This window comes from Leptolyngbya sp. 7M, assembly GCF_018128485.1.
Genome location: NZ_CP070897.1, coordinates 5740720 through 5757087, shown reverse-complemented (window position 1 = coordinate 5757087; position 16368 = coordinate 5740720). Strand labels below are relative to the sequence as shown.

Sequence of the window (16368 nt, the reverse complement as noted above, 5' to 3'; positions counted from 1 at the left end):
TCCGATGCAGCCTGTGGCTGGATTCTGGATGGGTTTCCCCGCACCATCACTCAGGCAACCTTCTTAGATCAGTTGCTCTCGCAAATTCATCAAAATTGCGATTATGTGGTGAACTTTGAAGTACCCGACGAGATCCTGGTGGCGCGTCTCTTGGGCCGAGGCCGTAAGGATGATACCGAAGAAGTGATTCGGCATCGTTTAGAGGTGTATCGCCAGCAGACAGCCCCTCTAATTGATTTCTACCGTGAGCGCCAGCAGTTGGTTTCAATTGACGGCGATCAAACCATTGACCAGGTGAATCAAAAGCTGGGCCAAATCCTTCGCCCTAAGGCTTGATTCGGTTCATCCCTGGGAAGGTGAGAACAAGCATACTTTGGGGTGAGTTGATCGAGATCACTGCGAAAAACCAACTTTCTTAAACATTTGTTAGGCTAGAAATGAAATTCTATGGCTTGGGTCTAGGATGACTGCGTGGGTTTAATTTAGCCGAGTCAGCAATTCAATCCAACGGCTGTCAGCCCAGCTACTTTAATAAGTTCATTTTTTGTTGATTAGTTGAGGAGAGCAAATTGTCTAAGCAAGATTTGATTGAAATGGAAGGCACTGTGACTGATTCACTGCCGAATGCCATGTTCCGTGTCGATTTAGATAACGGGTTTAATGTCCTAGCCCATATTTCTGGCAAAATCCGTCGTAACTATATCAAGATCCTGCCCGGTGATCGAGTCAAGGTGGAACTGACGCCTTATGACTTAACTAAAGGCAGAATTACTTACCGTTTACGCAAGAAATAGGTAAGTTAATAGGACAGTTGCGCTAGTGATTTGCTCTAGCTTTGAGTCAACTAATTCGGTTGCTAGTCACGCCTGCATAGGCATCTACACAATGGCTGTCTAGCTTATCTAAACGATAACCGAGTGAACAGATTCCATTTTTTACCTGTTTTATTAGTCATTGCTTTAATATTGACAGATTAATTGCAGTTTGCTAATATATTAAGTTTGTAGTCATAGGTTGGGGACATGAAGGTCCGAGCATCTGTACGAAGAATGTGCGAAAAATGTCGGGTGATTCGGCGCAAGGGTCGGGTCATGGTGATTTGCTCCAACCCGAAGCATAAGCAGCGTCAAGGGTAGTTTTCCTTGGTCGCGCAGGTGGATATGAGATGCTGAGCGTTGGCTGAGAATTTCAGTCCTGGTATTAAGTCGTTAGATTGTAGCAGCGAAACGGAGAGAAATAAAACGTGGCGCGGATAGCTGGAGTAGACCTTCCACGGGATAAGCGTGTAGAAATTGGTCTCACCTACATTTACGGAATTGGATTAACCCGCTCGAAGCAAGTTTTGGCGAAGACTAGGGTAAATCCTGATACGCGAGTCAAAGATTTAAGCGACGCCGAAGTGGCTGCGCTGCGGGAAGCCGGCCTGCCCCAACGCCAGAACAATCTACTTCGCCTAAACCGCCAAACGAAGAGAAGCCAATTGCCTCTAATCCGGTTGTGCCAGAGCCGCCAGGAGAGGAAGTTCCCATCAGCACCAAACCTCAGCCTGAGGAAAAGCCGATAACATTTGATCCGCCTGCCCCACCAGAACCAACGAACCAGCCACCGATTGTCATTCAACCTCAACCCGAAATGCCTGCTCCTGAACCAGAGATGCCCGCTGCACCAGAACCACCAAGCGAAGAAACACGGGTTACGTTCAATCCACCTGCGCCCGAATTGCCAGCCGAGCCTCCCTCTCCAGAATTGCCGGATGTACCGATGGCAGACAGCCCAGAACCAGAGCCGCAAGAGCCTGAAATCGCGCTTCCTCCCGTGGCTTTCACGCCTCCAACAGAAAAGCCCGTTGAGGAGCCGGTCGAGGTTCCAGAGCCAAGTACCATTTTGCTGGCCTTGGGTAGCGTGGGCGCTTTGAAGTTGATGAAGCGGAAGCCAAACAACTAAATCATCGAGTTTATAAGCTCTACAAGCAAAATTAAAATCACGGGTGCAGAGGAGTCAGAATTCAGGGATCGGCCTTCGATTGCCTGTTTCTGGCTCCTAAATTGTTTTAGCCAAAGCAGTCTAGAAAAGACGTGAATTCTAGCTATCACGCTACATTTTTACTACAATCTCGCTACAATCTCGCTACAATGGCGATGGCGTTCACCCAACTCTCTGTTTATGCAGTCCATGTTTATGCAGTCCTCTCGCCTGACCCAGCAAGTTCAGTTTGTTTTAGAAATTGACCGTCTGAAACAGATTCTGCGACAAACGCTGCTCACCGATGGTTCCCGTCGGGAGAATAGCGCTGAGCATTCCTGGCATATCGCGATCATGGCATTTGTGTTGGCAGAGTACGCACCAACCGGAACAGATCTGCTCAAGGCAATCAAAATGCTGCTGATCCATGACCTGGTCGAAATCGATGCCGGTGATACCTTTTGCTATGACGTTCAGGGGCATTTAGACAAAAGCGAACGGGAAAATCAAGCAGCCGAGCGCATTTTTGGCTTACTGCCACCCGATCAGGCCAAGGAACTGCATCAGCTCTGGCAAGAATTTGAAGCACAACAGACCGCAACTGCGAAATTTGCTGCTGCTCTGGATCGCCTCCAACCTGTACTCCATAATCAACAAACACAAGGCGGCACCTGGAGACTACACCAGATTACCCGCGACCAAGTGATGAAGCGGATTGCTCCAATTGAAACGGGTGCTCCCCAGCTCTGGACATTTATGCAGCAGGTAATTGAAGATTGTGTGGCGGCTGGGTATCTTAATCAGCCTTCCTGAACTGTATGCCTGAGTAGGTGAGCCTAATTAAACATAAAACCCAAAACCCTGCGCGGGCGGCGCAGGGTTTTGAATCTGCTCCTGTCTCCACACCTCTCGTCCTACTGCTAGAGACTGTCCTTGTCGTTGCCGTCTTGCTTGTAGGCGTTGCCGCACCAGTTCAGCTAGATGCTCTAGGGCAATTTCGGGCCGGGGATCGCGACTGCCGTGGGAAACTAGCAAATAGGCAGAGGAAAAATGCAAGAGTGCCTCCAAGTCCGAGTGAACCAATTGAGCCAACGCTTTGAATCAATGCTTTGAATCAATGCTTTGAGTCAGTACTTTGAGTCAGTACTTTGAGTCAGTACTTTGAGTTAACAATCCGAATAAACCAACCTGAACAAATAGACTCCAGATGCCAAAGGACGAGCATCCAGAGCCTAACATTTAGGTTATGTTTCCAGTCTATGCGGAATGGTCAGCTTCGGGCATTAATTGCCGTTGCTAGTACCAACAAAGGCAAGAGTCAGGCTGTCGTGAGCCAGGAAATGATCGAGGTGGAACGCCCGATCTTCGGTTTCTAGAAGAATTTTCTCATATAGGTAGCGAGTGGCCCGGTCCCCCAGACTTTCTGCTTGGCTGGCTTGCCGACGGATTACCTGAATAATCGCCTGCTCGGCTTGTAGATCGTGCTCTATCATTTGGCGACAGGAATAGATGCCATCGGATTCGGGGGTGAAGCAGCACAGCTCTGCCAACTTGCTGAAGCTGGCCGCAGGAACACCACCCAAGCCGTTCAAACGCTCACCAATTTCATGGACATGTCCTTGCACTTCTTCATAGCTATCGTTGAAGAATTCATGCAATGAGTAAAATTCTGAACCTTCGACAACGAAATGATGCTTTTGATACTGCAAATACAACGCCTGGAAACTGGCTAGCGCGACATTCAATCCTTCGCAAATTGGAGTTGTAACGCTTAATTCCAGCATCACTGGATTGTCGCGCATCTGATCAAATGGCTGCAAAAGCATTCCAGTGGTAGACATAGTGTTCTCCTCTCAGTGCAAGTGGGAGTATCCCAACTTAAATAGTCATTTCAAAATGCCTTGAGGCAAGCATTTTGGGTGGATTTACTCCTTACTGTATCGACGTTACATCAACCCGTCAACTGCTCTCTATTGAGTTAGTAGAAGTAATTCTCAATATACCTAAAATCTATCTAAAAATTTCTTTTAGTTTGCTTCAGGATGTTGAGAATTAATACTCGATTTGCCGAATATCTTTATCAACTGTTTCGTGTATTAATTATCAATAAAACGAATCACACAACTTCTCAAAACTAAAAGAGAATTAGGCTCAAGAGAAACTGGTTAAAAGGTTGTGCAAATGGCATAAAAATCAGGACGATTCCCAGCGTTTAGCGCTCCGCTTCCAATCAAATTATGCTGGTTTAGATGAAAATTTCTGTAGCGTATAGAGCTAGTGGCTGGTTGGCTGGCCAATTGTTCGCTTTGGGCAGCGTTGAGAGAGACGCCGCAGTGTGGCTCGGCGCCGCGTAGACGGCGTAGAGCGCGGTCATGCCGCAGGCGTGAGACGCTATGGAACCCGAAAGACAGAACCCTCCATCTACGCCAGCGTATCTTTGTGCCGCCCTTGGCCCTCTTGAACCAATCTCCCCCCCTCACGACGGTTGCGCGAGCCTCGACTATCCCGATGCTGTTCGCGGGGGGATCAAAGCCAAGCACAAAGGATCACACTATGCCCGACAACCCCGACCGCATCCTTCGTCTGAATGCCGTTCTCGATCGAACCGGCCTCAGCCGCTCGACACTCTACAGGAAAATGCAGGCCGGTACGTTCCCGAGGAACATCCAGCTAAGCGCGCGCTGTGCGGGATGGCGGGAGTCGGCCATCAAGGCGTGGATGCACAATCCGATGTTCTATTCGGCCGAGGACCGTCGATAGGCAGACCTGTACTCCCCCGGGTTTGGATCAGGCGGAGCTTCAGGCGACGTCTCCGATCGCTGGCCCGAGTTAAAGAAACGCCGAAACTTCAACGCGAGGGATGGATCATGTTAAACAGGGTTCCGTGACGCATAGAAGCGCGTCCCTACGCCTATTCGATCACCAAGCCTGTAGAGCTTCAATTCATTGATGCGGCGCTGCGCGCAAACCGACCGCTCGACGTGAAGGAGCCGCCGCGCCGCGCAGATCGTCCAGATAGTCCGACCAGTGCTGCATCATTCGCACGCGCTCATCCCAGTACTGACCTCGGGTGTAGGCGCGCCGGACAGCGTTGAGTTCGGCGTGCGCAAGCTGCCGCTCGATGGCGTCGGGGTTCCATGTACCCATCTCGTTGAGCAAGGTGGCTGCCATAGCTCGAAACCCGTGCGCGGTCATTTCATCCTGGGCATAGCCGAGACGCCGGAGGGCCGCGTTGATGGTGTTATCGGAAATCGGCCTGTTCGCCGCGCGCAGCGAATGAAACAGATAGGGGCTGTCGCTCTCGTCGGTTTCCAGCTCCGCGATAATCTCGATCGCCTGACGCGAGAGAGGTATGGCGTGAGCGCGCCCCATCTTCATCTTGTGATCGGGAATGGTCCAGACCGCGCGCTCGAAGTCGAACTCTTTCCACTCCGCATGGCGCAGTTCCCCGGGACGAACGAAGACGTGCGGAAGCAGTCGCAGCGCGGCGCGAACATTGGGGTGACCTTCGTAACCCTCGATCGAGCGCATCAGCGCACCGGCGCCCTTGGGCGTCGTGATCGCCGCGCGATGGACGACCTTGGGCGTGACCAGGGCCCCGCGCAGATCGGCGCACACGTCGCGCTCTGCACGCGCCGTTGCGATCCCGAAGCGAAACACCTGGCTGCAAGTCGCACGAACGCTACAGGCGGTATAGTACTTCTTGGTGCGCTCGATGCGCTTCAGCGCCAAAAGCACCTCATGCGCTGAGATTTGTCTTTCACCGAAAGATTAGGCATCAACGTCGCTTCCTGGAACATAAACGCCAACTTGCCGGACCTTCGGTATTCGTCAGGCGAAACGCCACCGATCGACACCTTTCCGGTTAGCAAATGTTGTTCCGTCTGCGGCAATATGCCGGAAATGATCCGCAATAGAGTTGACTTCCCACACCCCGAAGCACCGACCACAGCCAACGTCTCGCCCTTATCCAAATCGAACGAAACATCCCGTATCACCGGCGTCCCCACGGTGTAGCTGAAGTTAATGTTTTCGACGTTTACGAACATTATTTTTCCCTTCGAGGCCCAGAGATCACGCCTGGTCGAGAAAAGATTATCCTCGACCATTCCATTAGACGCCACCCCGTTCGCAACAAAGTGTCAGTTTTAGATTTCGCCTACGCACCCCAATTCCTGTTGTCGTTAGCCACCACCAACACGCAAAGGCTCCTGCTACAAGGGTTGTTACATGAGCAAGATGGGAAAATAAATTAATGTAAACCCAATGGTTGTAAGGGAGTATCGAACACAATTTGAGTTTTGAGGTTAATGAATTATTTGAAATTATCCGAAATGGTGAACGGGATCCGTGCATGGGACTGATTCCATAATGTGCTAGTTTCAACGGCTTTGGATGATTGGATTCTCTGAGCCCCGGCCCTTGCTCCAAATCTGAGTAGCGGCTACTAATTTGTCCGTGGTGTTTGACTCGCGATCAAAATGAGAAATGTGAATCTCCCCGATTCCCTCGGCCAGTTTATTTCCGAGGTTATTGATTGCTTCGATCTGTACGGATCCGGATGGCTCATCTCGAATAATCCGATCGTTGACGATTGATTTCGTTTGCTTTGTTAAAACCGACTGATTGATTTCTGGGTGACTTCGGAGTATCTCAACCAGATCGGATACAATCCCCCGACGGAGATCAGTCAGTCTATCTGCCGATCTATTAACAATCGTACCCGAAGTAAGATTGTTTTGTATCACTTTGTCATTGTTTATTTGTTGTCTTGCTTCCAAATCTTCTTTCTGAAACACCGCACGCTGATAAACGAAATCTCGCTCGGCTGGCGGCAGCCTGCGATAGACTGCGGAATGATCGAACGGATTTTTATATCGCAGATCATCATTTGGCGACTTGAGGCTCTGAAGGAAGTGTTTTGTAGCCGATAATGATTCTGTCGAGTGTCGTCTTTCGAGCCGCGATTCAAGACTCTCTATCAGTTGCATTGCTTCTTTGCTCGGTGTTATCTCGCCACGGATGAGGGCGTCCGTCTTTGTTCGTGCCGCCTCACCCGCATTGGAATATGCAAGCCGGGTGGCGGTCATTTCCGTCGTATAGTGACGCGGCGACGCCTCGGTGAAAAGGAACTGCATTTCCTTTGAGGTCAGAGGCCGAGGTGTCTTGGCCTTCTCCGCTTCCGCGGGAAGTTGGGATGGATGTTACCGCCTCGGTCTACACACCGCCGAGGTCGAAACCTAAAGCCGAGAAAGTCAAAACTGACGACCTCATGCTCCTCCCGTCGATTCCTGTCTTTGCAGTAGACGATTGTTGACTTGTCTGGATTGATCTCCAATCCACACTCTCGGAATCGCTCTGTTAGCCGTGTCATCACGTATTCGGCTTGACGACGACTGCGACAATGCAGCAATCCATCATCCGCATAACGACAAAATGGAACTCGTGGCATTTCCCGTCTAACCCACGCATCAAAAGCGTCGTGCAGAAACAGATTTGCCAGTAGCGGACTCACAACGCCTCCCTGTGGGGTTCCTTGACTCCGTTGTGTTAGCGTCCCATCAGGTTCTTGTCGGGGTGCCTTCCACCAACGCTCTACATACAACAGCACCCACCGACACTGACAATGATGCCTCAGGGCCTTCATCAACAGGTCGTGGTTGATGTTATCAAAGAGTCCTTGAATGTCAAACTCGACAACCCAGTCATATTGCCAGCAGCGCTTACGCGTGACGGCAATCGCATCATGGGCTGACCGCCTCGGCCTATACCCATAGGAATTCTCATCAAACACTGGCTCCAGTACTGGTTCAAGCATCCTTTTGACCACTTCCCCCACGGTAGGCACTCCCAGGACTCTTGTCCCCCCGTTTCGCTTCGGTATGGCTAAAAAATCCCGTTCCACCTTCAATTGCCCAATCTGCCGATACAACGCATTGATTTGGGCTTGCTGGCTTTCATCGACTTTTGTCGGTTCGCTCCCCTTCTCAAACAGACTGCCCGCTTCCTCCAACACCTGCTGTTTCCAGTTGTTAATCATCGTCGGATGCACTTCGTACTGGCTGGCTAACTCGGAAACAGTTTTCTCGCCTCGAATGGCTTCCAAAGCGACTTTGGCTTTGAATTGAGGGCGGTATTGCTTACGTTTGTTACTCATGAACTACTCCTATCATCTTTTGAGTGGTTCAGAGCTTAACCCCCTGTCCAATTTTTGGGGACCACCTCAGCCTTCAAGTGGCTGCATCTCGGCATCATTCAAGATCGATCGTTGTTTCACGACACTTCCCGATGCAGCTTGGTTTGCTGCCCTTCCTGGTGCTGGAGAGCATCTAGCTCCCCGATTACTAGCGGCCTTTGGTGAAGACAGATCGCGCTTTGATAATGCTCAGCAAATGATGTGCGATTTCGGCATTGCGTCCGTCAAGGAGAGTAGCGGTAAAAAGAATTGGAGCCATTGGCGATGGAGTTGTCCGATTTTCCTGCGACAGAGGTTTGTAGAGTGGGCGAACCAGAGCCGACATCATTGTGCTTGGGCGCAAGGCTATTATCGAATGCAGCGAGCCAAGAGCAATTCTCATCCGGCTGCAATGCGTGCATTAGTGTTCAAGGGAATACGCAGTTGCCGATGATGTCGTCTGCCTCGTAGCCATCCATCTTCAGAATCGGAAGATTAAACGCCTCACAAACACGAATTATGAAAGGAAGCTGCGAGGCGAGGTCTTCCGGCATCTCTTCACGATTCGCCTTGTATGCCTCAAAAGAATCATGGCGAAAGGTGGGTGCGGCGGTATCAAAAACTGCAGCGATGTAGTCGGGACGCTCATCATTTATCAGCTTTCGCAGCATATTCGTAAAGACGAAAACTGCCTGCGTTACCTGGCCGCTGCTGTTCCTTAGAGGTTCCTGCCGGGCACCCATCGGAGCAAAATACGCCCGAAATATATGGGACATTGAATCGATCAAAAAAAGGCGTTTCATTTCCCACAAGTTTAACGAAAAATCAAGGCTGAAGCACACGCCGGTGCTGAGCTTGAAAGCACTCAGGCGTGGTGTCGGAAAAAGTTGTCTATGGTATTTACTGGTCCCTAAGGAGTCTTGCTTTTCCGGCCAGGGCTTCTTTATAGGCTCCGCCGGTCACATCGCCCACCTTTATCGCGGCGTCATAGATACCGACGGCGTACGTAGTATCACCGAAGAATTCATATATACGGGCGAGCGCAACGTAAGAAAGCGAAACAAGAGCGGCATCGGTACGTCTTGCCGCCGCGATGCGGATCACATTCTCATATGCAACCTTGGCTTCGAGAAGCGTCGCACGAAGCTGATCCTCTTCGCCCGGATCGGCAAGGTCGGCGGCTAACTGGCTTGCGACGCGTCCGATATTGTAGTAGATCCGTGCGTCGGCGGGGTCTTTGTCAACAAGTTCACGGAGCGCTTTTGAAGCTTCAGCCAGCTTTTTCGCAGTGATCATCTTATCGATCTCGATCAGCCGCGTTGTAACCGGGTTCTCAACTAAGATCGTTTCCGTTCCGCCCGCTCTTCGCGATTCACGGGCCGCGATCGCCCGTTTACGCGCGTCGGCAAAGGAAGCATACCGGCCGGTCTCTTTTGCAGGATCGAAAGAAAGCAGCATCTCGCGCATCGATGCAGCGATATCGAAACCGGAATTCTCAACACCCTTTAGCTGATCGGCAAAGTAAAAAACAAGGATCGCTCCCTTTTCGTAGTCTTCCGAGAGCCGAAGGATCGCTTCGTCTTCCTGTTCCGCCTTGAAACGTTCTAGCTCGGCAAAGACCTCACGCTTCTCCTGTTCCGTGTTCTTCGTGTCGATCTTCTGCCGGAGCTGCTGCGTCGCCAGTTTTACACGAAGATTCTGTGTCTGTTTGGCATCGATCGCCGCGACCAGTGAACGCGAAATGGTCAAATAGACGTCCGGCGAGACCTTCTGATTCGTTGTGCGTGCCTCATCGACAAGCTTTTTGACGCCATCGCGTATAACAGCGATGTCCTTTGCCGAACCCAGAACCAAAGGGTCGATAACGAACTGGAGATAAGCGATGCTTGCAAAACAGCATTCGGTAATTTTGAACCAATCAGTTCTGCAGTTTGACAAGCTCGATGCAGATCGCTGTGGTAGATTTTACTGACGGGCAACTGAGATAGGCGCTGGGCGGTTAAAAGAGCTTGCTGCTGTCCTAAATCCGTCAAGTAGCCGTGGATGTCTTTCGGCACAGTCTTTACATAGGCGGCCTGCCCATGTCGCACCAAGTAGATTCGTCGCCCCATAGGTTTATGTTACATCAACTGATACACCTCAATACCATACGACAAATGCAGTCTCTAGTTACTAGGGGTATCAACCTGCACTAATTCAGTAAGGTAATAGCCTGGTAGATTCATCAGATGGAATCAAGTTTCCAGCTTGTTAGGGAAATTGTGAACACAAACCATACTTTCCTCAAATCGCACCATACCTTCTCAATCGGTTTGCATACTCCAAGCCATACTTGGGACTTTGAAAGGTCCGGTTTCCCCCAGAATTGGGAGGCTAGGGGGCAATTCATACCTCTATTCAGCAACACCCAGCAATATTCTAAATGGCACAACTGCAAATGACGTCATTTACGGAAACGCAGGATTTGACATCATTGATGCAGGTACAGGATACGATACTGTGTATTCTAGCAGCAATGGCGATATAATTTTTGGCGGAGCAGAGGACGATCATTTATATGGCCAAGATAGAAATGACTTTCTCTATGGTAATGCTGGTATTGATGTTTTGCTTGGTGGGGATGGCCATGATTGACTAGAAGGCGGCGATGGTATTGATTTTCTAGATGGAGATAGTGATATTGGAGGAAATATAGGAACTGGAAACGACTGGCTCGGTGGTGGTGCTAGTGATGACATTTTGCCGATATAACTAAACGGATTTAATGGCAACGATTGGCTTGATGGCGCGATGGTAGTGACAGGCTATTTGGTGAAATGGGTAATGATACTATCGTGGAAGGAGTCGGAGATGACTTCATTTATGGAGGCTTTGGTGCTGATCTGATCGATGGTGGTATCGGTAGAGATAGATTTGCACCTATTTAGCAACGAAGGGGTTGATCGAATTGCAGATTTCTCGGTTGCTGAGGATACGTTGGAGACATATTGCAGTTCGTTTACTCTCCCTAGACAGCCTCGCCAGTATGAGCCGATTGAGCAATGATGGGAGAGATGAGTGCGTTTCTCAGGGTCAGTTTGTTTGCTGAGCAATTATCCAACCGTTGATTGGTTTCAACTAGCTCGAACGGTGGCTAGCGGGTTTTCCCATCCCGCTCCTTCAATTTGGATTTGAGCATTGCTGCACAAGATGAATTAGTTTATCTGTGTTTATCTGTCCATTTGGATATCAGATTGGACATCAAATAAATAACGCGATGTGCAACTATATTTGCCCTCACCTCCCCAGCCCTCCTCTCCCAAAGCTAGGAGAGCCCGGCCGGTCGTTCCGTCTTCCAATATCACCTCGGCTTCGATAGTCGGATTCCCTCTCGAATCCATTATTTCCCGTGCCCACACCTGTTCGATCAATGACATTTACATTTGCTCCAAGTTTGATTTGCGTCAAAAGCGTAAAGTATCGCGAAATAAATGCGATGACAACTTTGCCTTGATCCGGATGATTTCTCAGCCGACCATTACCATGATTCAATCGATCCGGATGAATCGCATTCTTAACCACTTTTACGCTACCCTACAATTATGGAATTAAGAAAAAGCCCAGATATCCCGATCGTTTGCACACTGTCAGATGAAGATTTTAGACGCCGCGAGCGTGAGATTATCGGAAACTTGATGCCTCGTGTAACGAGTGTGGAGTCTATGGCGGAAGGCTCGAAATATTCGTTTCCATCAGATGCTGAAACCTTGGAGAAAGTTCTGGAGTTTATTAGGCTTGAACGCCAATGCTGTCCTTTCCTTGATTTCCACCTTTCGATCGAACGAACCGGCCCGATAAAACTATCTCTGACCGGGCCAAAAGGAGCTAAGGAGTTCATCGAAGCCACATTCAAATAATATGGAAATACCAAGATCGGTCGCTTACTTTCTTTTCGCGGGTATCTGCGAACTGGGTGGAGCCTACTTGATCTGGCTTTGGTTGCGGACAGGCCGTTCGTTCTTTTTTGGAATCGCAGGGGTTGTGGTTCTTGCAATTTACGGAATGATACACACTTTACAACCTACAAACTATGGACGCATACAGGCTGCATATAGCGGATTTTTTATAGTCCTCGCCCTGATCTGGGGCTGGCAAGTTGAAAAGGTAACGCCAGACCGGATAGACATTATCGGTGGATTCATAGCCTTGGTCGGGGTTTGCGTTATTATGTATTGGCCTCGTGCTTGATTCATAAAATGATGAAATTAACAATAAATGATCTGAAAATTTACACGCCTGCGAAGGATTTTGAGCTTTCCAAGCTTTTCTATTCAAAACTCGGCTTTGAGCTTACTGAGGTCTGGGCAGGTGATGTGGATTGCCGTCTCGGAGGAGCAGTTTTTCGTCTCCAAAATTATTATAAGAAGGAATGGGCTGACAATTTTATGATGTTATTCGGCGTTGATGATGCGAAGGCATGGCATCTTCACGCCAAGCAAGTAATTGAACAGGGTGAGTTCGGAACGGCAAAGGTTGCAGAACCTGAAGAGATCGATGGAGCTGTCATTTGTCATGTTTGGGATCCTTCTGGAATATTACTTATCTTTATAAGTTGATCGAAACCTGTCCTCTTGTCCGACCAATTTTCGTTGTGCAGAATGGAATGGAGACCGAAACAAATACATCAACGATCATCTGCCCGGAATGCGGCGGTAAAAAGACAGAAGTTATGCCGACCGATGCCTGCCAATACTTCTATGAATGCACTTGGACGGGCCATTATCCTAGACGAACCGCCTGCAACAATTACAACTGCCGATGCAGTCAATCCAGCCCTAATGGGTGACACCTCGGCAGCCTGTGCCATCGTAGCCGGAGTCGCAGCCCTCGTGCTATCAATTCATCCAGACTTGACCGCGCTCCAGGTACGGCAAATTCTAGAGCAAACGGCAGACAAAATTCTGGATCCGGAACCCGATGCCCAACTGAAGCTGCAGCTAGGCCACTACGACGCCAATCGCTATTCCGCTGCCTTTGGATTCGGCAAGGTCAACGCCGTCAAAGCGCTGCAGTTCGCTCAGCAGCAGATAACACCATTACCACTGCCTCAGCGGTGGATTCAATATAGCAACTCAACACCACTGGACATTCCCGATGGCGACCCGGAAGGCATAAGTAGCACCATTCAGATCACAGAGGCTGGTTCGGTGCAGGATATTGAGGTCCGCATTGACATTGAACACGAGTTTATGGGCGATCTGGAGGTCTACCTGATTCCACCTTGGGAAACTAAGGTACTGCTACAAAGTCGAGCGATTGGACGGCTAACACGCCTTAAAACGACCTACTCCCTAGAAACGACCCTATGGCTCAAAACAGTTCTCAGTCATCCGGTCCAGGGCAAGTGGCGACTGCATATCATCGACTGGGTGCCAGAAAACAAAGGCCAGTTGCGCAACTGGCAGTTGGATTTAGGAGTTTGAAGGACTGGAACTAGGGACGGTCGCGGGCAAGACGCCCGCACTACAGCATCACCTGGAGCGTAGTACTCACTCGTCCCCTGCTTAAGCTTTACTAAAGCCTAGGCCATTCTCTTCTGCATAGCGCTCCATGAACCGCATAAACCGATCCCATTCGTCAACACTCTTCATGATGTAAACGGCTTCCAGCGCCTCTGGCTGACCGTTGATGAATTTGGCTTTAACCTCTCGCGTCATGATTTCGCCTTCTTCATCAATCAGGTACATGCCCGTAATGTCCTCGGTGCTGTCGTTGCTGAGTGCTCTTGGCTTCTCAAAATAGAAGGTGGCAGTACCGTTCGTGCCATCTTTAGAACGGGTCAGCCGCACATCGGGCACAACATCTTCGGTGATTCCTTTGGAGAATTGAATTTCAGCCATGCTTCTTTTTACAGTTTTTACAGTTACTTATTGTGAACTTAAACTTATCTTCCCATCTTTCCAGCCCAGACCGAAATGTTCTCAGCGTTGCTGCCGGACATATCGGAAAATGCCGTTGGCAATTGGTCGGGCCAAGTAGCGGTGATAGGCCAAATTAGCCAGACTTGTTCCATCGGTGCTGACGCTGATATAGCCAACTTCGACATGAACTGCTGGTACAGGCGACTGCCGTAGGGTGGTGAAATGAGCAGCATGAACCCCTCGGTCTTCAATATCTGCTGTTCGAGTCAGCGCCTTGTGAATAGAGGCGCAGAGCTACTTCTAAAAGGCGATCGTAAATTGGGAACCACTAACCTCACCTGTCAACGCCAACTGTTAGGAGAGCGATCAGATCGCAAACTTCTCTGCTGCATGAGTTCAATCGCAATTCGCTCAGCGTATCTTGAAAAACAATTGGATAGCCTCACACTAATTCTGCATTTATTTCTGCATTTATTTCTGCATTTACTAACTCTACATCGATAGCCAAAGAGCAAACAGTCCAAAGAGCAAATAGTCCAAAGAGCAAATAGTGGCTCACGTTAATATCGCTTGCCCGTTTCCTATATTTGCGAATGATAGGATAATTTCAGCAATTTCTGTACACTGCCAATCCAGGCTCCAATTGCTTTAGCCCAGGTAGAGATATCCGATCCTGAGATGTTGGACAGACTGGACTAGAATTGAGTTGATTTACAAATTGCTGCTAATGGTGTTGGTCAGTTAAAACTTGCTTATTTACACCCTTTAGTGAATGATTTGACAGCTTAATTATTGTGATGGTGCTTGCTATCTAGTTGACTCTCACATTAAATCGCGCGTTAAATTATGGTGGCCAGGGAAATTAAGCGTTTCAACTGACAGAATCTCCACTTAGTGGATTAGGAACACGCATAGAAGATGCACTAGGAAATCCATAGTAAAGAACGATGGGATTTTTCGATTCTGAAATTGTTCAACAAGAAGCAAAACAGCTATTTGAGGATTACCAATCCTTAATGCGTTTGGGTTCAGACTACGGCAAATTTGACCGGGAAGGCAAAAAAATCTTCATTGAACAAATGGAAGCGATGATGGAGCGCTATCGGGTGTTTATGAAGCGCTTTGAACTTTCAGAAGATTTTATGGCTCAAATGACCGTAGAGCAGCTCAAAACCCAACTCGGCCAATTTGGCGTCACGCCTCAGCAAATGTTCGACCAAATGCACCTGACGCTAGAACGGATGAAGGCCGAACTGGAACGAATGCCGTAGGAAAAGTAGAAAAAGTAGAAAAAAGGGCTAGGGCTTAACAAAATTCGACATCGGCTTAAAGGTCTCAACCGGGACGCCTTCTAGCGCTTTGTACATGAAGCTGCGCCAGACCGGGGCAACATAGCCACCACCCGTTGCTCCTGTGCCGATAGGGCTATAGTCGTCGTTGCCAACCCAAACCGCTACCGCCAGTTGAGGGACATAGCCGACAAACCAGATGTCGCGTTCTGCCGAGGTGGTTCCAGTTTTACCTGCGGCAGGGCGATCGATCCGAGCCGCTGTCCCTGTGCCTCGTGTGATCACATCCTGTAGCGTCGAGTTGAGGGCTGCCACCGCCCACGGGTCTAGTACGAGCTGAGGACGCGGAGTATTGTCGAGCAAAACATTGCCCTTACTGTCGGTCACTTGCACAATCGTTGTCGTTTCAGAATGCCAGCCGCCATTGGCATATCCAGAACCTCCGCTTCATATCGATGAGTTCCGGGTCGGGCTGGTCGTCTAGGCTGATCTCTTTTGGCTCCAAGGCCATTCCACACTTCGGACAAGAACCCGGACCGATCTGAACTATTTCGGGGTGCATCGGGCAGGTGTATTCGACGTCGGGCGGAAGGTCTTGGGGTTCGGATGGGCTCAGATACTTTTCGGGATTCGCCTTGAACTTGGTCAAGCAGCCGGTCGAACAAAAGTAGTGAGTTTCACCATTGTGTTGATGTGAACCTGAAGTGGTGGCCGCACCAACGGTCATTCCACATACAGGATCGATGAAGCCCTTTTCTACGTTTGGCGTGGTTCCGCAGCAGCTTCCTATAACAGATTCAGTTGTAACAGACAGATACTTCTCGGGTTCATCTTCAAATTTTGTTTTGCATCCCGGGTTGCAGAAGTAAAAGGTCTCGTCTTTATATTTGAATGAGGCAGCTGCCGTTTCGGGCATTACCACCATCTTGCAAACAGGGTCAATGTGTTGATGTTGAGCTTCGGGGGCAGCGGGCTTTCTGCCGATCTGCACAATGTTAGCCGGTGTCTCAATCCTATCGTTCTTCATAGTCATTCCGACCTC

At 49.4% G+C, this 16368-nt stretch carries 26 protein-coding genes and 4 pseudogenes; 15 read left to right on the top strand and 15 right to left on the bottom strand.

Annotated features, from left to right (window positions below; genetic code table 11):
• The first annotated feature begins 21 nt into the window (after positions 1 to 21).
• The 6 genes and pseudogenes from JVX88_RS30420 (at position 22) to JVX88_RS30395 (ending at position 2775) form a co-directional block, all read left to right on the top strand.
• Positions 22 to 336, top strand: a complete 315-nt coding sequence (locus tag JVX88_RS30420) for a nucleoside monophosphate kinase (RefSeq protein WP_211628944.1) — start codon at positions 22 to 24, stop codon at positions 334 to 336.
• A gap of 233 nt (positions 337 to 569) precedes the next feature.
• On the top strand, positions 570 to 794 hold the full coding sequence (infA, locus tag JVX88_RS30415; RefSeq protein WP_036002386.1) for a translation initiation factor IF-1: 225 nt from the start codon (positions 570 to 572) through the stop codon (positions 792 to 794).
• A 228-nt stretch (positions 795 to 1022) separates the two neighbouring features.
• Complete coding sequence (gene rpmJ / locus JVX88_RS30410) at positions 1023 to 1136, top strand: 50S ribosomal protein L36 (protein WP_072009746.1); 114 nt, start codon at positions 1023 to 1025, stop codon at positions 1134 to 1136.
• Positions 1137 to 1243: 107 nt separating this feature from the next.
• Positions 1244 to 1417 (top strand): annotated as a pseudogene (gene rpsM, locus JVX88_RS39515) (30S ribosomal protein S13); the annotation flags it as partial.
• Between the two features lie 80 nt (positions 1418 to 1497).
• Positions 1498 to 1944, top strand: a complete 447-nt coding sequence (locus tag JVX88_RS30400; RefSeq protein ID WP_211622198.1) for a PEP-CTERM sorting domain-containing protein — start codon at positions 1498 to 1500, stop codon at positions 1942 to 1944.
• A 234-nt stretch (positions 1945 to 2178) separates the two neighbouring features.
• Positions 2179 to 2775: an HD domain-containing protein gene (locus JVX88_RS30395; protein WP_211622197.1), complete on the top strand. Its 597-nt coding sequence runs from the start codon at positions 2179 to 2181 to the stop codon at positions 2773 to 2775.
• Positions 2776 to 2802: 27 nt separating this feature from the next.
• Here JVX88_RS30395 and JVX88_RS43415 read toward each other — a convergent pair whose 3' ends face one another.
• Positions 2803 to 3018, bottom strand: a complete 216-nt coding sequence (locus JVX88_RS43415) for a hypothetical protein (RefSeq protein WP_211622196.1) — start codon at positions 3016 to 3018, stop codon at positions 2803 to 2805.
• A 227-nt stretch (positions 3019 to 3245) separates the two neighbouring features.
• On the bottom strand, positions 3246 to 3803 hold the full coding sequence (locus JVX88_RS30385) for a Dps family protein (protein WP_211622195.1): 558 nt from the start codon (positions 3801 to 3803) through the stop codon (positions 3246 to 3248).
• A 436-nt stretch (positions 3804 to 4239) separates the two neighbouring features.
• Here JVX88_RS30385 and JVX88_RS43410 point away from each other — a divergent pair, with 436 nt between their 5' ends.
• A complete protein-coding gene (locus JVX88_RS43410; protein WP_211622194.1) occupies positions 4240 to 4722 on the top strand; it encodes a helix-turn-helix transcriptional regulator in 483 nt (160 codons plus the stop codon).
• 183 nt (positions 4723 to 4905) lie between these two features.
• Here the strand turns inward: JVX88_RS43410 and JVX88_RS30375 are convergent, their stop codons facing one another.
• From JVX88_RS30375 to JVX88_RS44580, 5 genes and pseudogenes are all read right to left on the bottom strand, one after another.
• Positions 4906 to 5694, bottom strand: coding sequence for a tyrosine-type recombinase/integrase (locus JVX88_RS30375; protein WP_211622193.1), 789 nt, complete (start codon positions 5692 to 5694; stop codon positions 4906 to 4908).
• Positions 5685 to 6086, bottom strand: a complete 402-nt coding sequence (locus JVX88_RS30370; RefSeq protein WP_211622192.1) for an ATP-binding cassette domain-containing protein — start codon at positions 6084 to 6086, stop codon at positions 5685 to 5687. Before JVX88_RS30370 ends, JVX88_RS30375 begins: the two co-directional genes overlap by 10 nt.
• Positions 6087 to 6344: 258 nt before the next feature.
• The gene (locus JVX88_RS30365) at positions 6345 to 7100 is read right to left on the bottom strand and encodes a hypothetical protein (protein ID WP_211622191.1); all 756 of its coding nucleotides are present in this window, start codon (positions 7098 to 7100) and stop codon (positions 6345 to 6347) included.
• An 11-nt stretch (positions 7101 to 7111) separates the two neighbouring features.
• Entirely contained in the window at positions 7112 to 8002 is an 891-nt protein-coding gene (locus JVX88_RS30360) for a reverse transcriptase domain-containing protein (RefSeq protein ID WP_410503809.1), read from the bottom strand.
• Positions 7978 to 8119 (bottom strand): annotated as a pseudogene (locus tag JVX88_RS44580) (transposase); the annotation flags it as partial. The gene JVX88_RS30360 and the pseudogene JVX88_RS44580, both read right to left, overlap by 25 nt.
• On the opposite strand from JVX88_RS44580, the gene JVX88_RS30355 reads away from it, so the two are divergent.
• Positions 8118 to 8591 (top strand): transposase, encoded by a 474-nt coding sequence (locus JVX88_RS30355; protein ID WP_211622189.1) that lies wholly within the window; start codon positions 8118 to 8120, stop codon positions 8589 to 8591. The pseudogene JVX88_RS44580 and the gene JVX88_RS30355 sit on opposite strands and share 2 nt — an antisense overlap.
• Here JVX88_RS30355 and JVX88_RS30350 read toward each other — a convergent pair.
• The 3 genes from JVX88_RS30350 to JVX88_RS44575 form a co-directional block, all read right to left on the bottom strand.
• Positions 8566 to 8940: a PIN domain-containing protein gene (locus JVX88_RS30350; RefSeq protein WP_211622188.1), complete on the bottom strand. Its 375-nt coding sequence runs from the start codon at positions 8938 to 8940 to the stop codon at positions 8566 to 8568. The genes JVX88_RS30355 and JVX88_RS30350 overlap by 26 nt on opposite strands.
• A gap of 97 nt (positions 8941 to 9037) precedes the next feature.
• Positions 9038 to 9991 (bottom strand): hypothetical protein, encoded by a 954-nt coding sequence (locus tag JVX88_RS30345; RefSeq protein ID WP_211622187.1) that lies wholly within the window; start codon positions 9989 to 9991, stop codon positions 9038 to 9040.
• Positions 9883 to 10248 (bottom strand): histidine phosphatase family protein, encoded by a 366-nt coding sequence (locus tag JVX88_RS44575; RefSeq protein WP_211622186.1) that lies wholly within the window; start codon positions 10246 to 10248, stop codon positions 9883 to 9885. Before JVX88_RS44575 ends, JVX88_RS30345 begins: the two co-directional genes overlap by 109 nt.
• 229 nt (positions 10249 to 10477) lie before the next feature.
• On the opposite strand from JVX88_RS44575, the gene JVX88_RS30335 reads away from it, so the two are divergent.
• Complete coding sequence (locus JVX88_RS30335) at positions 10478 to 10771, top strand: calcium-binding protein (protein WP_211622185.1); 294 nt, start codon at positions 10478 to 10480, stop codon at positions 10769 to 10771.
• Between the two features lie 161 nt (positions 10772 to 10932).
• A pseudogene (locus tag JVX88_RS44570) lies at positions 10933 to 11064 on the top strand (hypothetical protein); the annotation flags it as partial.
• Positions 11065 to 11433: 369 nt separating this feature from the next.
• On the opposite strand, the pseudogene JVX88_RS39495 reads toward JVX88_RS44570, so the two are convergent.
• Positions 11434 to 11553 (bottom strand): annotated as a pseudogene (locus tag JVX88_RS39495) (hypothetical protein); the annotation flags it as partial.
• A 165-nt stretch (positions 11554 to 11718) separates the two neighbouring features.
• Here JVX88_RS39495 and JVX88_RS30315 point away from each other — a divergent pair.
• The 4 genes from JVX88_RS30315 (at position 11719) to JVX88_RS42485 (ending at position 13599) form a co-directional block, all read left to right on the top strand.
• A complete protein-coding gene (locus JVX88_RS30315) occupies positions 11719 to 12033 on the top strand; it encodes a hypothetical protein (protein ID WP_211622183.1) in 315 nt (104 codons plus the stop codon).
• 1 nt (position 12034) lies between these two features.
• Complete coding sequence (locus tag JVX88_RS30310; protein WP_211622182.1) at positions 12035 to 12364, top strand: YnfA family protein; 330 nt, start codon at positions 12035 to 12037, stop codon at positions 12362 to 12364.
• 8 nt (positions 12365 to 12372) lie between these two features.
• A complete protein-coding gene (locus tag JVX88_RS30305; RefSeq protein WP_211622181.1) occupies positions 12373 to 12732 on the top strand; it encodes a hypothetical protein in 360 nt (119 codons plus the stop codon).
• A gap of 123 nt (positions 12733 to 12855) precedes the next feature.
• The gene (locus tag JVX88_RS42485) at positions 12856 to 13599 is read left to right on the top strand and encodes a proprotein convertase P-domain-containing protein (protein ID WP_211622180.1); all 744 of its coding nucleotides are present in this window, start codon (positions 12856 to 12858) and stop codon (positions 13597 to 13599) included.
• Between the two features lie 81 nt (positions 13600 to 13680).
• On the opposite strand, the gene psb28 is transcribed toward JVX88_RS42485, so the two are convergent.
• Together psb28 and JVX88_RS30290 are read right to left on the bottom strand one after the other, a co-directional pair.
• The gene (psb28, locus tag JVX88_RS30295; RefSeq protein ID WP_036000358.1) at positions 13681 to 14016 is read right to left on the bottom strand and encodes a photosystem II reaction center protein Psb28; all 336 of its coding nucleotides are present in this window, start codon (positions 14014 to 14016) and stop codon (positions 13681 to 13683) included.
• A gap of 81 nt (positions 14017 to 14097) precedes the next feature.
• A complete protein-coding gene (locus tag JVX88_RS30290; protein WP_410503808.1) occupies positions 14098 to 14289 on the bottom strand; it encodes an N-acetylmuramoyl-L-alanine amidase in 192 nt (63 codons plus the stop codon).
• 695 nt (positions 14290 to 14984) lie between these two features.
• Here JVX88_RS30290 and JVX88_RS30285 point away from each other — a divergent pair.
• Positions 14985 to 15308 (top strand): DUF1825 family protein, encoded by a 324-nt coding sequence (locus JVX88_RS30285; RefSeq protein ID WP_036002052.1) that lies wholly within the window; start codon positions 14985 to 14987, stop codon positions 15306 to 15308.
• A gap of 27 nt (positions 15309 to 15335) precedes the next feature.
• On the opposite strand, the gene JVX88_RS30280 is transcribed toward JVX88_RS30285, so the two are convergent.
• Positions 15336 to 15713, bottom strand: a complete 378-nt coding sequence (locus tag JVX88_RS30280; RefSeq protein ID WP_317134491.1) for a penicillin-binding transpeptidase domain-containing protein — start codon at positions 15711 to 15713, stop codon at positions 15336 to 15338.
• 19 nt (positions 15714 to 15732) lie between these two features.
• Positions 15733 to 16353: a YHS domain-containing protein gene (locus JVX88_RS30275; protein WP_225931227.1), complete on the bottom strand. Its 621-nt coding sequence runs from the start codon at positions 16351 to 16353 to the stop codon at positions 15733 to 15735.
• Positions 16354 to 16368: the final 15 nt, after the last annotated feature.

Coding starts and splice junctions, on each gene's coding strand:
- rpmJ (WP_072009746.1), top strand. CDS start 1,023: ATGAAGGTCCGAGCATCTGTACGAAGAATGTGCGAAAAATGTCGGGTG.
- JVX88_RS30395 (WP_211622197.1), top strand. CDS start 2,179: ATGCAGTCCTCTCGCCTGACCCAGCAAGTTCAGTTTGTTTTAGAAATT.
- JVX88_RS30385 (WP_211622195.1), bottom strand. CDS start 3,803: ATGTCTACCACTGGAATGCTTTTGCAGCCATTTGATCAGATGCGCGAC.
- JVX88_RS30365 (WP_211622191.1), bottom strand. CDS start 7,100: ATGCAGTTCCTTTTCACCGAGGCGTCGCCGCGTCACTATACGACGGAA.
- JVX88_RS30360 (WP_410503809.1), bottom strand. CDS start 8,002: ATGATTAACAACTGGAAACAGCAGGTGTTGGAGGAAGCGGGCAGTCTG.
- JVX88_RS30355 (WP_211622189.1), top strand. CDS start 8,118: ATGAACTACTCCTATCATCTTTTGAGTGGTTCAGAGCTTAACCCCCTG.
- JVX88_RS30350 (WP_211622188.1), bottom strand. CDS start 8,940: ATGAAACGCCTTTTTTTGATCGATTCAATGTCCCATATATTTCGGGCG.
- JVX88_RS44575 (WP_211622186.1), bottom strand. CDS start 10,248: ATGGGGCGACGAATCTACTTGGTGCGACATGGGCAGGCCGCCTATGTA.
- JVX88_RS30315 (WP_211622183.1), top strand. CDS start 11,719: ATGGAATTAAGAAAAAGCCCAGATATCCCGATCGTTTGCACACTGTCA.
- JVX88_RS30310 (WP_211622182.1), top strand. CDS start 12,035: ATGGAAATACCAAGATCGGTCGCTTACTTTCTTTTCGCGGGTATCTGC.
- JVX88_RS30305 (WP_211622181.1), top strand. CDS start 12,373: ATGATGAAATTAACAATAAATGATCTGAAAATTTACACGCCTGCGAAG.
- JVX88_RS42485 (WP_211622180.1), top strand. CDS start 12,856: ATGCCTGCCAATACTTCTATGAATGCACTTGGACGGGCCATTATCCTA.
- psb28 (WP_036000358.1), bottom strand. CDS start 14,016: ATGGCTGAAATTCAATTCTCCAAAGGAATCACCGAAGATGTTGTGCCC.
- JVX88_RS30285 (WP_036002052.1), top strand. CDS start 14,985: ATGGGATTTTTCGATTCTGAAATTGTTCAACAAGAAGCAAAACAGCTA.
- JVX88_RS30275 (WP_225931227.1), bottom strand. CDS start 16,353: ATGAAGAACGATAGGATTGAGACACCGGCTAACATTGTGCAGATCGGC.